This is a genomic window from Ancylobacter novellus DSM 506, from assembly GCF_000092925.1.
Taxonomy (GTDB): Bacteria; Pseudomonadota; Alphaproteobacteria; order Rhizobiales; family Xanthobacteraceae; genus Ancylobacter; species Ancylobacter novellus.
This window is the reverse complement of record NC_014217.1, coordinates 3037262-3050255: the sequence shown is the minus strand read 5'-3', so window position 1 is coordinate 3050255 and position 12994 is coordinate 3037262. Positions and strand designations below refer to the sequence as shown.

Here is a 12994-nt window from a genome sequence, read left to right as displayed (position 1 = left end):
CGGGGCGGACCTTCGCCGGGGCGGGTCCGGAGCCAAGCTAGGGCGTGAGGTGGGCGGCGTCCCGGTCGGCGCACCATTCGCCGGCGGCGGGGAGGTCGCCGGTGACATCGACATGGGCGGCGCCGTCGCAGCTCGAGGGCAGGCGCTTCTCGGAGAAGCGCAGGCGCAGCAGGCGGCCGTCGACGGTGCGCAGCCGCAGGTCGGCGCGGCCGAACACTTCCCGGAGCACGGAGGTGGGCACGCGGATCTCGCCGCAGCTTGTCACCTGTCCGCCGCTGGAGAGATAGCCGTCGAAATCATACCGCGTCGGAGCGACCGAGGTGTTCCCGCAAAGCAGACGGCCGGTGCCGCGTAGTCCGCCGAGATAGTCCATGGCCGATGTCTCCTTGGAATTTAACCAGCGATCACGCTTTCAGGTCGGCTTCCAGTGCCCTCGCCAGTTCCTCGGAATTGATCGTGAAGACCTGGATGGAGCCGGAAGCGGCGATGGCGGGTATGTGCAGCATTGTCGCGGAACGCCGATAGGCCAGAAAGGTGATGTCGGGGATCTCTTCCTCGTCGATCACCAGCCGGTAGGTCCCCGCAGGCTGCGCGCTTTCGAACGCGCTGAGCTTGAACGGATGCCTGAAGGTGACGGTGGTCTCCCGGGTCCGACTGTGCATGGCGCGGCCTCAGCCCTTCTTCTTCGGCAGCCCGATAGAGGCCGGCGTTCCCTTGGAGAGGGCGGGCGCCGCCACGGGCTCCTTGATCTTCTTCGGCTTCTTGGCTTCCCGATTGCCGCGTACCTGACCCTTGGCCATGAGGACTTCTCCTGTCGCGTTCACATGTCTTCGGAAAACGAAAGCCCCGCGACCTTGGGAAGGCGCAGGGCCGAAGGGCGGGGGGCGCCTCCAATCGCTGCGACATCGCTCAGCCGGCCGCCAGTACATCCGTGGTCGGCCGGGAAGGCGATGCGCACTCGGCGAGGTCCGAAGCCAGGCTCCGAACAATCGGCGATCAGCCGAGTGACTGAAGCTTGTCCGCGGACATCTTCCCGCTGCGCTGATCAGCGACAAGCTCGAAGTCCACCTTCTGACCTTCACGCAGATCGCTCATGCCGGCACGCTCAACGGCGCTGATGTGAACGAAGGCATCGCTGCCACCGTCATCCGGCGCGATGAATCCAAAACCCTTCTGGGAATTGAACCATTTTACGGTTCCCGTCGTCATGGGAAACCCTTTCATGATTGTATTTTGGCTTGCCCGCACGGATGCGCGCCGTCGAAATCGCATTTTCGGGAAAATAGAACCTGTAGCGCGAAAGCATTTTCCGCGCGGAGAGCGTTCTGCTCGCCGTGTATCGACTAAATCAATATGTACATCGACGAAAATATTACAAGGGTAAATAGATTTTTAAATTTCGAATCCCAGCATTTGGCGGCGAATTATCTATAGAGCTTATCCATTTCCTGAAAGGAAATGAGCCGTCCCTGCCGCTGGTCCCACAGCGTCAGCCGCACGCAGCCGAAGCTCTCCCAGAGCGTCAGGCGGCCGATGTCGCGCAGGCCCGGGTGGTCGCGCAGCACTTCCGGCAGGCGGTAATAGGGAATGCGGCTGCACAGATGATGCACATGGTGCATTCCGATATTGGCGGTGAACCAGCGCAGCACGCCGGGCAGGTCGTAATGCGAGCTGCCATGCAACGCCGCCTCGTGGAATTCCCAGTTCCCGTTGCCGGCCCAGTGCGTACCTTCGAATTGGTGCTGCACGTAGAACAGCCAGACGCCGGTCGCGGCGGCGGCGATCACGATTGACCTGCCTCCGGTTTCCTGGACCAGTCTTTGCTGGAAAATTCCAGTTCAGACCGGCCTAAATCGGCGGGAGCACGTCAACTGGCAACCGGCCGGTTCATTCCTGGCGGAGATCGGCGGCGGTCAGGGTGTAGTTGGTGCGACGCCCGCCCGAATAGATCTTGAACGCGGCAGCGTGGATGGAGGCGCGCGAGGCGTCAAAGGCGGAAAGCGACGTCGCCTCCAGAGTGTCCGACATGCGCAATTCGATGGCCGACGTCACCAGCGCGCCAATCTCGACGAAAAACGGCACCTCGAACATGCCGTCATAGCCGGTGAACCTGACGGCGTTACGCGTCCTGTCGAAGCTGCGGCTCGGGTTTGGAAAAGCCAGCATCATGAGGGCCACGTCACGGCCGCGCCGGCCATCCGTCCTGGTTCGGCTCCGCTGTCATTCATGGCGATGAGTCCCCGTATTGTCTGAGACGTTGACGAGCGTGCAGGAGTAGAGCCTTCTCCCCTGCGCGTCGGTGATCGTCAGGGCGTCCGGTCGCTGCGGCATGTCGAGGGTCCGCGCCAGCGCCAGGGCTCGCTCGATCGCCGCATCGAGATCAGCAGCGTCTTCCGTCTCGCGACCGACGACCGCATGCGCGTCGTCCTGCGGTCGGATGCGATAGAATTCGATGACGATCTTCATCGATGCTCTCCCCGGGCGCCTTCACTGCCAGGTGCCTGTTACTCTCGGCCTTTCATATCCAGCGGCTGCGCGCTTTCCGTTGAGTCATGCCGAACGTGCGCTCACGGAGCGCCTCGTCGTCGTCCGGTGCTGGCGCGAGGACCAGCTCCAGGCTGTCCTCCGTTGCAACCCGCTCGTGCAGTTCGCCGTCGTTGCGGATGCGATACTGCAGCAAATTCCCGCTCGGCGGCAGCATGCCGGTGATGCGATAGATGTCGCCGAACCGGGAGGTGAAGACGCCGTATCCACCTCGGAGTCGGACGACCTGCCCCATTGCAAAGAGATGCGTCGTGGCATCGCGCTGGATCGGGCGAGCACTGCGCTGAGGGGTGCTTGTAGCGGTCATGATGGCTTGTGGTCCTTTGAGATGTGGCGTTCGCCGATGTGATCGGCGATCTCCTGCGTCGGATGTCGGATGGTGGTCGATAGCCAAATCAGGCAATGGCGAAACACACGGCGCGAACCGATGTGGAAGAACCCGGCACGATCCCATACCGCCAGTCTATCCGTGGTCGGTAGAAGGCGTTCCAGATTCGAACAGGGCGCCGTACACGCCGGATCGGCGCCACGCATCCGTCGTTGGAACCTGGTGGTGATGGCGGGTCGAAGTCTCTGACACCGCGAAAGCCAACTCGGCCAAATCAACAGATTTATGAGTACGCCCTAATTTCATTTCATACAAGGCCGCATCACTACAACGTCAATATTCTGGCCGATAATTGGCGGCACCTTAAAAATAAAATCCCAACCGAGCGCATCGCAATTGCATCTATTTTTCTCGCGGATAGGTCCATTTTTCCAATGCAATATCGGAGATGATGCGCCAATATTTTCACAGTGTTGAATTATAATTCTGGAACTGCTATCGGCGGAGTGCCAAAGGCGCTATATTGCGGCTGCGGTCGCCCTATACGCCGGCCGCAGAAAGAACCCCGATGAAATTCCGGCCACTCCACGACCGCGTCGTCATCCGGCGCTCGGAAGGCGATCCCGTATCCGAGGACGGGATCATCATTCCCGACACTGCGAAGGAAAAGCCGCAGCAGGGCGAGGTCGTCGCCCACGGCCCCGGCCAGCGCGACGAAAGCGGGAAGCTGGTTCCGCTCGATGTGCAGACCGGCGACCTCGTCCTGTTCGGCAAATGGTCCGGCACCGAGGTGAAGATCGACGGCGAGGACCTCCTGATCATCAAGGAGGCCGACCTCCTGGGCGTCGTCGAGAGGACCGCAGCGACGGGCAAGCAAGCCGCCTGACGGCCGATTTCCAATCCCCGATTGCAAGAGCGAACTGGACAAGCGTTATGTCTGCCAAGGAAATCAGATTTTCCACCGACGCCCGCGACCGAATGCTGCGCGGCGTCGAGCTGCTCAACAATGCCGTCAAGGTGACGCTTGGCCCCAAAGGCCGCAACGTCATCATAGACAAGGCCTACGGCGCGCCGCGCATCACCAAAGACGGCGTGGCCGTCGCCAAGGAGATCGAGCTCGCCGACAAGTTCGAGAACATGGGCGCCCAGATGGTGCGCGAAGTGGCCTCGAAGACCAACGACCTCGCCGGCGACGGCACCACCACCGCCACCGTACTCGCCGCCTCCATCCTGCGCGAAGGCGCCAAGCTGGTCGCCGCCGGGATGAACCCAATGGACCTCAAGCGCGGCATCGACCTCGGCGTGGCCGCTGTGGTGAAGGAAATCCAGGCCCGCGCCCGGAAGGTCGAGTCCTCGGCCGAGATAGCACAGGTCGGCACGATCGCCGCCAATGGCGACGCCGCCGTCGGCGAGATGATCGCCAAGGCGATGGAGAAGGTCGGCAATGAGGGCGTCATCACGGTCGAGGAAGCCCGCACGGCCGAGACCGAGCTCGACGTGGTCGAGGGCATGCAGTTCGACCGCGGCTACCTCTCGCCCTACTTCATCACCAACACCGAGAAGATGCGCGCGGAGCTGGAGGACCCCTATGTCCTCATCCACGAGAAGAAGCTCGGCAATCTTCAGGGGCTGCTGCCGATCCTCGAAGCGGTGGTGCAGACCGGCCGGCCGCTGCTGATCATCTCCGAGGACGTCGAGGGTGAGGCGCTTGCCACCCTCGTCGTCAACAAGCTGCGCGGCGGTCTCAAGGTCGCGGCGGTGAAGGCGCCCGGCTTCGGCGACCGCCGCAAGGCCATGCTGGAAGACATCGCGGTCCTCACGGCCGGCCAGATGATCTCCGATGACCTCGGCATCAAGCTGGAGAATGTCACCATCGACATGCTGGGCCGGGCGAAGCGCGTTCTGATCGAGCAGGAAACGACGACGATCATCGACGGCGCCGGCAAGAAGAAAACCATCGGGGCCCGCATCGCCCAGCTCAAGGCGCAGATCGAGGAGACCACCTCGGACTACGACCGCGAGAAGCTGCAGGAGCGTCTGGCCAAGCTCGCGGGCGGCGTTGCCGTCATCCGCGTCGGCGGTGCCACAGAGATCGAGGTCAAGGAAAAGAAGGATCGCATCGACGATGCGCTGAACGCCACCCGCGCCGCCGTCGAGGAAGGCATCGTGCCCGGCGGCGGCGTCGCGCTGCTGCGCGCCAGGTCTGCCCTGCGCGCGCTGCCGGGCGGCAATGCCGACGTGACGGCCGGCATCCTGATCGTACTCCGCGCGCTTGAGGCGCCGATCCGACAGATTGCCGAGAACGCGGGGGTTGAAGGCTCGCTCGTGGTGGGCAGGCTCACCGACAGCAAGGACCATAATCAGGGCTTCGACGCGCAGACAGAAACCTATGTCGACATGATCAAGGCGGGTATCGTCGATCCCGCCAAGGTGGTGCGCACTGCCCTGCAGGACGCCTGCTCGATCGCGGCGTTGCTAATCACGGCAGAGGCGATGATCGCCGACATTCCCTTCAAGGAGACCGCCTCGCCGGCCGGCAATGGCGGCATGGGCTACTGAGCACCGTGCCTGAATCGTTCGGCCAGCATGGCCGGACGGCTGAATTCCACCATCGACCGACAGGGGAGACTTCCAATGGCCATGCAGGGCAGCACCAAGACATCACTCAGCCGGCGGATTGACGACTATCGGCCCTCCAAGATGATCCTCGTATGGGCCTGTGTCGCCACGGCGGCGGCCACGATGATCATAGGGTTCAACTGGGGCGGCTGGGTGACTGGCGGCACGTCACGCGCGGAGGCCGCAACCGCAGGCGATGTCGCGCGCGGGGAGCTGGCGTCGGCCATCTGCGTCGAGCGTTTCAACGCCGCGCCGGATGCGCCTGCGAGGCTCGCCGAGTTCAAGGCGATCCCCGACAATTACAGGAAGCGCCAGTTCGTCGAGGCCGGCGGCTGGGCTATCATGCCCGGCCGGACCACGCCTGACCGTCGGGGTGTCGAAGGCTGCGCAACGGCCCTCGCCACCTGATCTGTCTCGGGTCGAGCAGCATAACGTGGGGGGTAACTCCACCAACGCTCGCTGCTAGTCAGCCGACATCGCGTCAGCTCGAACGCGCGCGTTTCCTGCCCCCTTCAGCGAGAGGTGAGAGCGCATGCTCATCCGGTACGGCTATGAAATCTCGCTCACCTGCCAGCGGCCAACAGCACTGCTGTGCCTGTTGTCGGCGCATCCGGATCGCGCCGCCGATCTCAGGGCGCCCGAGACATTCCTGACCACGCCGCATGTGGCGAGCTCGACCTATCGGGATCTCTTCGGCAATGAATGCCGAAGGCTGATCGCGCCGGCGGGCGGGTTGACGATGTGGGGCGACGCCACGATCGAGGATGACGGCAAGCCCGACGAGGTGCTTCCCGGCGCCCGGGAAGTCCCGATCTCGGAACTGCCCGACGATTGCCTCGTCTTTCTCATGGGCAGCCGCTACTGCGAAACCGACCACCTAGGCGCATCGGCATGGGGCATGTTCGGCGGGCTCACTCCCGGCTGGAGCCGGGTGCAGGCCGTCTGCGATTTTGTCCATCAGCATATCCGCTTCGACTATATGCAGGCCCGCGCGACCCGGACGGCGTTCGAGGTCTTTCACGAGCGTGTCGGCGTCTGTCGCGACTACGCCCACCTTGCCGTGGCGCTCTGCCGCTGCCTCAACATTCCCGCGCGCTACGTCAACGGCCATCTCGGCGATATCGGCGTGCCGGCAGCAGAGCCCATGGACTTCAGCGCCTGGATAGAGGTCTTCCTCGATGGCAGATGGCACACTTTCGATCCGCGGAACAATACCCGTCGGATGGGCCGGGTTGTGGTGGCCCGCGGACGGGATGCCGCCGATGTGCCACTCGTCAATTCCTTCGGGCCGCATGTGCTGACATCATTCCGCGTATGGACCTACGAGGTCGAGGCGGCGCTCCAGGCTCGTCATGGGTGAAGCGGGGGAGAGCAGGAATGGCGGGTGGCCGCGGGCGGGCACGTCAAGGCCTCAATAGGCCCCCGGCCATAGGAACTTCATAGCTCATTCCACCACTATCACGCCGACGTGTGCCGTTCGGGATCGTGCACGTGATAGTATGGTGAATGGATGATGGCTTTCGCCTTCGATATCGCAGTCCCTCTGCTCTCACGCTTCCCTTATCGTCAGTTCGCTCCGGCGGCGAGCTGTGGCCGCTCCGCGCTAGGCACCGCCTCTGTCCGCGAATGTTCATGACTGGGAGCAGATGAAGTGTCGACCTATCGTTTCCGACGAACTGGCGAGGACAAGGATGCTCCGCTCGAGCTCGCCAACGACGATGCCGCCTGGGCGACTTTGGTGCGCCTGTGCTTCGATGAGCTTGGACGGGCGAATGCGCATCCGCCGAGCGGTTCAGACATCGAATTGTCGGCGATGGATCATCTCGGTCAGGATGTGGCGGTCATTCGTGTCACGGCAAGCCGCCGACTGCGAAGCTGACGATGAGCAACGCTCGCGACCCGAGCCCGTACACGTTGCCCCGAGACGAACGTCCGATACTGCGCGCGGTGGGAGCAATCGAACGTCGCGCTAGGGCGATATGCGAGATCGGGTTGCGGGCGAGCGACCTGTGCTCCGATCGCGAACTTGGAGACGCCGTCGACCGGTACTGGCCGGTATTTGCCGCCGAACTAAAGGTCGGCGTCATCAATCTGGCAGCTCGCCACTCGTTGGCCGGTCTGGAGATCGCCCTGGCTGCGTGTCGGCGGTGGCGGAACCGGAGCGCATAAGCACAGCTGTGTCTTGGCCCCCCTTGAGCGATTCTTCAACGGCCTCTGCCCGTAGGACACGGCGCCGTCAATTCCGACGCGTCGCTAGTCAGCAGCCGTGCTGCATGTGATCGGACACAACTTGCAGGTTCTCGTTCGCGACAACAATGTCGACCAGGCCTTGAGAGCTCTGAAGAAGAAGATGCAGCGCGAAGGCGTCTTCCGGGAAATGAAGGCCCGCCGCGCTTATGAGAAGCCGTCGGAGCGGCGCAAGCGCGAAGACGCCGAAGCCATCCGGCGCGCCAAGAAGCTGGCGCGAAAGCAGGCCGTGAGAGATGGCCTCATCGCCGCGCCGAAGAAGAAACCGATTATCGGTCGAGCCGGCGCCAAGCCCGTATCTCGACCAGCTGAACAAAAATAATTCAGGCCGCACTTGTAATATTAACTGGGTCCATGTACATTAGCGCATCGATCTGGCACGTTGAACTTTGTCTTGCGCATGATTGCGCCTTAGCGAACTTCCTCTCAAATCGATGTTCACATGACGCTCGCGAGGCTGCGAGCGCTCGAATTTCTATGTCGGCTGAAAGGATATCGTCATGGCGGCAGGTACTGTGAAATGGTTCAACGGACAGAAGGGCTTTGGCTTCATTCAGCCCGACAATGGCGGGCCGGATGTGTTCGTCCATATTTCCGCGGTGGAGCGGGCCGGCCTCGTCGGCCTCAATGAAGGGCAGAAAATCTCCTACGAGGTCGAGACGGACCGTCGAAGCGGCAAGAGCTCGGCCGGCAGCCTCCAGGCTGTGTGATTGTTGCCTCCGATCTTTGACCACGGATGTACTGGCACGGATCGTTGAGGCAATTGTGGGAAGGCCGGGGAGACCCGGCCTTTTTCATTTGCGAAGGGAGTTTGAGCATGATGGCGCCCGCGCGTGACCCGACTTTCAAGCCGAAGCTGTCCCAGACCGAGAGCAAGGCTGAAGCCGCTTCTCGGATCGCCAAATCCCTGATCAAGCAGGAAGCTGCGCTTCGTGAAGCCAAGACCGCACGTCTGCGGGAGGCCCGGCTCGCAAAGGAGGCCGCCGAGCACGCCGTCGATACAAGCGCGCCGAAGCCGCCGCGCACGCGCCGCAAGCCATAGCGCCCGCCTGTTGCCCCCTCATTGCCGAAGTAAGCGGATCCCATGACGTCCAAGCTTGAGACTCTCCGCAGCCGGCTGCTGGCCGTACAGCGCGAGCTGCTTGCCGCAGCGGCTGAAGTCAATGCCGTCCCGTCGGACAAGGCGCTTCAGAAAATCGCCAATCTCGAAATCGCCATTGGCGCCATCGAATCGATGATCGACGACGAGACGAAAGTACAGCAGGTCTCGACGATATAGGGCGGTGATGAAGAACATCGATAACTTCCAGGACCGACAGAAAACAGCCGTCGCTGCCAAGGCGCGCATGCTTGCGAAGCTTGCGGCTCGTCCCGGTGCCGATGATCCTGCGGTTATTGCGAGAGCTATGGAACGCCGGACCATAGACGAGGCGCGAAAAGCCCGGCAAGCCGAGCGGCAGAAAGCGGAAGCGGCGAAGGAAAAGGCTCGGCAGGAAGCCGATGCCCAGGAGGCCGCCGCAGATAAGGCCAGCGCCAAGGCGCGGCGCGATGCGCGTTACGCAGCAAGGAAACTGCGCGCCGAGCCATCTGCTGGGCGATCCAGCATACGATAGCGATCTGCAGCAGGGGCGTCGAAGAGCGTGCCCGGCGCCGGCGCAGCGCCCTGGCGGCATCTCGAATGAGGCCGGGCACGTGCGGCCTGTACGGTATACGCAATGTCCAGGGACGCGTTATGTCGTAGGAAAATCATGGGCTTTCGCCCGCTTCTCGGGCGATGGCTGACTGCGCAACGAAGAACACGCCCGCTGCAGGAAATTCGGAGGCGTCGCCGGATTGTCCGGACGTTACGATGATGTGCACGGGCGCCAGCGGTCGCGCACCGTTGCCTAGAGCTTCATGCGCGTAAACCTGAGCATTCGATGCTCCCAATGCGAACCGGCCAGCGGCGACGTCAGGACGCCGAGCGGCGATGGCGCGGATCCGGCTACTGAGACTGAAAGCACCAGGGTGGCACGGCTCGGCCAATCCGATTCCGACAGGACTTGATGACCTTGCACCTTAGCAAGCTTGCGACCGTGAAGGCGAGTCATGAGGATAATTCTCAGTCAAAAATGCCAGCCCAGGCTGAAGGTTGGGCCATGCATGACGGCATTGTAGCGAAAGGTGCCCGTGCCGAGGCCGGAGCCTTGATAGTCCTCAGGCTGGTAAAGGCCCCGCGGGCCTAAATGGGCAAAAGGCCGAGCTGCGAGAACCTGTTGCAGGCCCCCCGGCCGCGAGCCGTAAGCCGGTAAACGACGTGGCCGCTGAGATTTATTCCAGAGCCCTCCGCCAGCCCCATTGCAAGCAGGGTGTCGACCGTCGTCTGGCTGACGCCTGTCAGCGAAGAAAGCGCGCCGTCGCAGGCCCGAAGTCTCGCCAGCGCAAGGCGTTGTACCGCCGTAATCGGTTGGAAAGCCATTGTTGCCCCCTCCGTCCCGCAATTTGCGGTAACGTTAGGTTAATCTTGCATGCCATTAGGGCACTGTCACGCGCGGTAAGAGTGATGGTGTGCGAGTGCAATCTTTCGCGGTAAACTCCGCGAGAGTGGCGCGGGCGCCGGGTAAGGCTGCGGCTTAGCGCTCAATCAGGTTCACCGAAGTGGCGGGGAAGAGATCCTCATCCTTTTTCCACGGCGGCATGCGGTTGCAAACCAATGGCAGAACACGCTTATAATACCCTGGTAATCCTCGCACCATGCAACCGTCATCTTAGCGCCGCCAGACTTCAGTTGGACCACGTCTCCAGGATTGAACGGCTTCTCTTCCGTCTGCTCTGCTTCGCTCATCCCCCCGTTGGTAGCAACGTTACATGGTCGAAACGCCCGGTCTCAAGCTGCGCGCGGCGGGATCCGGGGCAATTCCCGCGCCACCAGATATGCTTCTCACAGCCCCGCGACGAACGTCCGCACGTCTTCGAGCGTGGCGTCATAGGGGCGTTGAGAGCATCCCAGGATCAGCATGTCGCCCTCATCGACCACCTCGTACCCGGTCCCAAACTCTGCGCGGGTCCAATGGTGCGCAGGCGTCTTCTGCAGGCGGAAGCCAACCTTGGCGAGGCGGCGGCGGATAGTGGATTCTGACATGTCGGCACGCATCGTCGATCTCCTATGGAGTTGATGACCGTTGCGTTGCCAGTTGAGGCGCGTGTGTCGGTTCACGCCGCTGGTGCCTCTGCCGACATGCTTGTCAGCGTCACGGGCGGGATATTGATGTTCGAAGAGGCCGTAGGCGTCAAGCGGGGCGCACGGCCACGCCGGCTGTTAGGCCAGCACCTTGGCTAACCGAATGAGCCTACGATGCGTGGCTAGCATCTGCTGCCACGACCGCTCGACGCGGTGTATCAGCTTTATGCATTCTGTCGGATCAGATGATCGTTCGGTCATGGCTAAGGCGGCAGATTGACCCTCCAAAGCCAATTCAAGATTGGATAGTGCGTTGCTGATGTTAGTCATACCGCCCTCCTAGGGTGCGGCATGGTTACATTCTAGGAGTTCGGTGTCAGTCGTGTCGCCCCGGCGACTTCGAGAACTCTGATAACCGCTGCGACGTTGTTGGGCATGCCGGGCGCCGGCCTCGTAACAAGACGCCAAAGCGTCGGGAGAAGGCGAAGTTGCGCGAGGACCGGACACAGGGCGACGCGCGGCAACGAGACCTGGACGATGGACTTCGTCCACGACCAGCTTGCCACCGGCAGCAGGCCAGACATCGATAGCCCCGGCGCGAAAGCCGCCCTCGCCACAGTTATTTCCGTTTCGCTGGAACTTATCAGACGTGCGGAGGCTTGGTGCGATGTCGATGCCGCGCCTAACCACCTGCAACGTGTGAGAAGGGCCGTGGAGTTTCCCCGAAGGCTGAATGGTATGGGCCTGCTGCGCCCTTCGGGAGGCAGGGCTGCGACGGCAGAATATTGGTTGAGCATATTCCGCCAAACGGTCGGTCCGCATACCGGAGAGTTCGAGGGTGTGGGCCGGGTTCAGGCAGATGCATCGGTGTTTCTGGCCGCCTCATCGGGCGAGGCTTCACTTACCCTTGACGACGGCACCGTTTGCCAAGTGCGGATGCACCGCCTCACCCCCACCACTGCGCAGATTCGCTTGGTGCCTCCGTTTGCCGCCCTCACAACATAATGTTGACTTGTGTACAGAGTTCCCCCGCTGGATCAGTTGTGTTCTACGCGAGCGAGGAGGCGAGAGCTATGCCGAGCAGGGCTCCAGAGAGCTCTGTCGCGTCCCAATCGTGCTGCAAGGCCACCCGCCGCGCACGCTCGACACGGTAGTTGCTGCAATTGAGTTTCTGGCCTCGAGCACCGAGAAGAGCGCTCCAGAGATCGAGGCAACTATCAATCAGCTCATTTGCGCGAGCCAGAGCGAGGATCCTGTCGCCCTCAATGATGTCACAGAACGGCTTGTGCGCTTGCTCCACCAGCGTGGGCAAGTCTGAGCTGCCCGCACGAGAATGCTGCTGACGGCGCGGCCAGTAGAGAGCATGCGTTGGATCTGGCGCAATGGATGGCGCGCGTTTGGGTTGCACGCCGGCGTCGCCGCATCGCGGAACGGCCGCATTCCCCGCGCTATTGTGCCGAATGAACAGCATGATCGAAGTCCGCGCTCGGGCCATATGCGAGCTCGATCGAATGGAAACTACCGATCTGCGACGGGCGGCCCTGGCTGCCGCCGTGGATCGCTATTGGCATGTCATTGCCGCGGAGATCGAAGCGGGGTTAACTGATGCCGCGGGCATTCGCATCGACTATGACCATGAAACCAGGATGAAGGCGCATCACGCATGGTGCGCGAGGCACCCCGTCGGCTAGAAGACGGCAAATGGCTATCTCGCCCCAAGCGTTCAACGCCACCGATCTTTTGCCTGTCACCTTGGCGCTGGCTCCTCGCGTCGGCTGGCGAAGGAATGCAGCCGTAACGACATAGAAATGCCTTGGCAACTATCGTTTGTGAACGATGGTGCGACCGACATGACATCCCCCCAGCATTGGAGAACGCAGTTTCCACGGCCGATCCATCTTCAGGATGGAACGACCCTGCGGACACTGCTCGACGGCTACACGAAATGCGTAGCCACCTTCACCCCAACGGACAGAGCCTCTTCGTCCTCTCGACGATCGACCACCTCTCCCGTGCCGCCCAGAGCGGCATTGCAGGGGACGTCCGGACGGCCGCCAGTCTCCTGGAGCGCTTCGCGGCCCAGGCACGATGACGTG

General features: G+C 62.3%; 21 protein-coding genes and 2 pseudogenes. 12 read left to right on the top strand and 11 right to left on the bottom strand.

Features of this window, described 5'->3' with window-relative positions; genetic code table 11:
- Positions 1-37 precede the first annotated feature (37 nt).
- From SNOV_RS14520 to SNOV_RS14490, 8 genes and pseudogenes are all read right to left on the bottom strand, one after another.
- A complete protein-coding gene (locus SNOV_RS14520) occupies positions 38-373 on the bottom strand; it encodes a hypothetical protein (protein ID WP_013167705.1) in 336 nt (111 codons plus the stop codon).
- 31 nt (positions 374-404) lie between these two features.
- Positions 405-662: a hypothetical protein gene (locus SNOV_RS14515; RefSeq protein WP_013167704.1), complete on the bottom strand. Its 258-nt coding sequence runs from the start codon at positions 660-662 to the stop codon at positions 405-407.
- Between the two features lie 9 nt (positions 663-671).
- Positions 672-800: a hypothetical protein gene (locus SNOV_RS24260; RefSeq protein ID WP_013167703.1), complete on the bottom strand. Its 129-nt coding sequence runs from the start codon at positions 798-800 to the stop codon at positions 672-674.
- A 196-nt stretch (positions 801-996) separates the two neighbouring features.
- A complete protein-coding gene (locus tag SNOV_RS14510; RefSeq protein ID WP_013167702.1) occupies positions 997-1209 on the bottom strand; it encodes a cold-shock protein in 213 nt (70 codons plus the stop codon).
- A 215-nt stretch (positions 1210-1424) separates the two neighbouring features.
- Positions 1425-1790, bottom strand: a pseudogene (locus SNOV_RS14505) (fatty acid desaturase); the annotation flags it as partial.
- A gap of 97 nt (positions 1791-1887) precedes the next feature.
- On the bottom strand, positions 1888-2169 hold the full coding sequence (locus SNOV_RS14500; protein ID WP_013167701.1) for a DUF1488 family protein: 282 nt from the start codon (positions 2167-2169) through the stop codon (positions 1888-1890).
- 51 nt (positions 2170-2220) lie between these two features.
- Entirely contained in the window at positions 2221-2466 is a 246-nt protein-coding gene (locus SNOV_RS14495) for a hypothetical protein (protein WP_013167700.1), read from the bottom strand.
- A 52-nt stretch (positions 2467-2518) separates the two neighbouring features.
- The gene (locus SNOV_RS14490; RefSeq protein ID WP_013167699.1) at positions 2519-2851 is read right to left on the bottom strand and encodes a hypothetical protein; all 333 of its coding nucleotides are present in this window, start codon (positions 2849-2851) and stop codon (positions 2519-2521) included.
- Positions 2852-3440: 589 nt separating this feature from the next.
- On the opposite strand from SNOV_RS14490, the gene SNOV_RS14485 reads away from it, so the two are divergent.
- The 10 genes from SNOV_RS14485 to SNOV_RS23100 all read left to right on the top strand — a co-directional run bounded on the left by SNOV_RS14485 (position 3441) and on the right by SNOV_RS23100 (position 9351).
- Positions 3441-3758 (top strand): co-chaperone GroES, encoded by a 318-nt coding sequence (locus SNOV_RS14485; RefSeq protein ID WP_013167698.1) that lies wholly within the window; start codon positions 3441-3443, stop codon positions 3756-3758.
- A gap of 47 nt (positions 3759-3805) precedes the next feature.
- Positions 3806-5431 carry a chaperonin GroEL gene (gene groL / locus SNOV_RS14480; RefSeq protein ID WP_013167697.1) on the top strand — a complete coding sequence of 542 codons (1626 nt, stop codon included), beginning with the start codon at positions 3806-3808 and terminating at the stop codon, positions 5429-5431.
- 75 nt (positions 5432-5506) lie between these two features.
- Positions 5507-5899, top strand: a complete 393-nt coding sequence (locus tag SNOV_RS14475; protein ID WP_013167696.1) for a hypothetical protein — start codon at positions 5507-5509, stop codon at positions 5897-5899.
- 124 nt (positions 5900-6023) lie between these two features.
- The gene (locus SNOV_RS14470; RefSeq protein WP_013167695.1) at positions 6024-6851 is read left to right on the top strand and encodes a transglutaminase-like domain-containing protein; all 828 of its coding nucleotides are present in this window, start codon (positions 6024-6026) and stop codon (positions 6849-6851) included.
- Positions 6852-7142: 291 nt separating this feature from the next.
- Positions 7143-7370: a hypothetical protein gene (locus SNOV_RS23540; protein WP_144295997.1), complete on the top strand. Its 228-nt coding sequence runs from the start codon at positions 7143-7145 to the stop codon at positions 7368-7370.
- Positions 7371-7781: 411 nt separating this feature from the next.
- Positions 7782-8060: a 30S ribosomal protein S21 gene (rpsU, locus tag SNOV_RS23105; RefSeq protein ID WP_013167694.1), complete on the top strand. Its 279-nt coding sequence runs from the start codon at positions 7782-7784 to the stop codon at positions 8058-8060.
- A gap of 178 nt (positions 8061-8238) precedes the next feature.
- The gene (locus SNOV_RS14460; RefSeq protein WP_013167693.1) at positions 8239-8448 is read left to right on the top strand and encodes a cold-shock protein; all 210 of its coding nucleotides are present in this window, start codon (positions 8239-8241) and stop codon (positions 8446-8448) included.
- 107 nt (positions 8449-8555) lie between these two features.
- Positions 8556-8780: a hypothetical protein gene (locus SNOV_RS14455; RefSeq protein WP_013167692.1), complete on the top strand. Its 225-nt coding sequence runs from the start codon at positions 8556-8558 to the stop codon at positions 8778-8780.
- 42 nt (positions 8781-8822) lie between these two features.
- Entirely contained in the window at positions 8823-9017 is a 195-nt protein-coding gene (locus SNOV_RS14450; protein WP_013167691.1) for a hypothetical protein, read from the top strand.
- Positions 9018-9024: 7 nt separating this feature from the next.
- A complete protein-coding gene (locus SNOV_RS23100; protein WP_041782295.1) occupies positions 9025-9351 on the top strand; it encodes a DUF6481 family protein in 327 nt (108 codons plus the stop codon).
- 1016 nt (positions 9352-10367) lie between these two features.
- Here SNOV_RS23100 and SNOV_RS24410 read toward each other — a convergent pair.
- Positions 10368-10562, bottom strand: a complete 195-nt coding sequence (locus SNOV_RS24410) for a YodC family protein (protein WP_081440987.1) — start codon at positions 10560-10562, stop codon at positions 10368-10370.
- Positions 10563-10658: 96 nt separating this feature from the next.
- Positions 10659-10871 (bottom strand): hypothetical protein, encoded by a 213-nt coding sequence (locus tag SNOV_RS14435; RefSeq protein ID WP_013166754.1) that lies wholly within the window; start codon positions 10869-10871, stop codon positions 10659-10661.
- A 473-nt stretch (positions 10872-11344) separates the two neighbouring features.
- On the opposite strand from SNOV_RS14435, the pseudogene SNOV_RS23535 reads away from it, so the two are divergent.
- Positions 11345-11474 (top strand): annotated as a pseudogene (locus SNOV_RS23535) (IS3 family transposase); the annotation flags it as partial.
- Positions 11475-11946: 472 nt separating this feature from the next.
- On the opposite strand, the gene SNOV_RS23530 reads toward SNOV_RS23535, so the two are convergent.
- Positions 11947-12369: a hypothetical protein gene (locus tag SNOV_RS23530; RefSeq protein WP_144295996.1), complete on the bottom strand. Its 423-nt coding sequence runs from the start codon at positions 12367-12369 to the stop codon at positions 11947-11949.
- Positions 12370-12409: 40 nt separating this feature from the next.
- Here SNOV_RS23530 and SNOV_RS14420 point away from each other — a divergent pair, with 40 nt between their 5' ends.
- Positions 12410-12589, top strand: coding sequence for a hypothetical protein (locus SNOV_RS14420; RefSeq protein WP_144295995.1), 180 nt, complete (start codon positions 12410-12412; stop codon positions 12587-12589).
- The last annotated feature ends 405 nt before the right edge of the window (positions 12590-12994 follow it).

Bases quoted from the DNA above. Each gene is read 5' to 3' on its own strand.
- SNOV_RS14510 (WP_013167702.1), bottom strand. From the start codon at position 1,209: ATGACGACGGGAACCGTAAAATGGTTCAATTCCCAGAAGGGTTTTGGA.
- SNOV_RS14475 (WP_013167696.1), top strand. From the start codon at position 5,507: ATGGCCATGCAGGGCAGCACCAAGACATCACTCAGCCGGCGGATTGAC.
- SNOV_RS14515 (WP_013167704.1), bottom strand. From the start codon at position 662: ATGCACAGTCGGACCCGGGAGACCACCGTCACCTTCAGGCATCCGTTC.
- SNOV_RS14420 (WP_144295995.1), top strand. From the start codon at position 12,410: ATGGAAACTACCGATCTGCGACGGGCGGCCCTGGCTGCCGCCGTGGAT.
- SNOV_RS14450 (WP_013167691.1), top strand. From the start codon at position 8,823: ATGACGTCCAAGCTTGAGACTCTCCGCAGCCGGCTGCTGGCCGTACAG.
- SNOV_RS14490 (WP_013167699.1), bottom strand. From the start codon at position 2,851: ATGACCGCTACAAGCACCCCTCAGCGCAGTGCTCGCCCGATCCAGCGC.
- SNOV_RS14500 (WP_013167701.1), bottom strand. From the start codon at position 2,169: ATGATGCTGGCTTTTCCAAACCCGAGCCGCAGCTTCGACAGGACGCGT.
- SNOV_RS14495 (WP_013167700.1), bottom strand. From the start codon at position 2,466: ATGAAGATCGTCATCGAATTCTATCGCATCCGACCGCAGGACGACGCG.
- SNOV_RS14520 (WP_013167705.1), bottom strand. From the start codon at position 373: ATGGACTATCTCGGCGGACTACGCGGCACCGGCCGTCTGCTTTGCGGG.
- groL (WP_013167697.1), top strand. From the start codon at position 3,806: ATGTCTGCCAAGGAAATCAGATTTTCCACCGACGCCCGCGACCGAATG.
- SNOV_RS23100 (WP_041782295.1), top strand. From the start codon at position 9,025: ATGAAGAACATCGATAACTTCCAGGACCGACAGAAAACAGCCGTCGCT.
- SNOV_RS24260 (WP_013167703.1), bottom strand. From the start codon at position 800: ATGGCCAAGGGTCAGGTACGCGGCAATCGGGAAGCCAAGAAGCCGAAG.
- SNOV_RS14470 (WP_013167695.1), top strand. From the start codon at position 6,024: ATGCTCATCCGGTACGGCTATGAAATCTCGCTCACCTGCCAGCGGCCA.
- SNOV_RS23530 (WP_144295996.1), bottom strand. From the start codon at position 12,369: ATGCTGTTCATTCGGCACAATAGCGCGGGGAATGCGGCCGTTCCGCGA.
- SNOV_RS14485 (WP_013167698.1), top strand. From the start codon at position 3,441: ATGAAATTCCGGCCACTCCACGACCGCGTCGTCATCCGGCGCTCGGAA.
- SNOV_RS14455 (WP_013167692.1), top strand. From the start codon at position 8,556: ATGATGGCGCCCGCGCGTGACCCGACTTTCAAGCCGAAGCTGTCCCAG.
- SNOV_RS14460 (WP_013167693.1), top strand. From the start codon at position 8,239: ATGGCGGCAGGTACTGTGAAATGGTTCAACGGACAGAAGGGCTTTGGC.
- SNOV_RS14435 (WP_013166754.1), bottom strand. From the start codon at position 10,871: ATGCGTGCCGACATGTCAGAATCCACTATCCGCCGCCGCCTCGCCAAG.
- SNOV_RS24410 (WP_081440987.1), bottom strand. From the start codon at position 10,562: ATGAGCGAAGCAGAGCAGACGGAAGAGAAGCCGTTCAATCCTGGAGAC.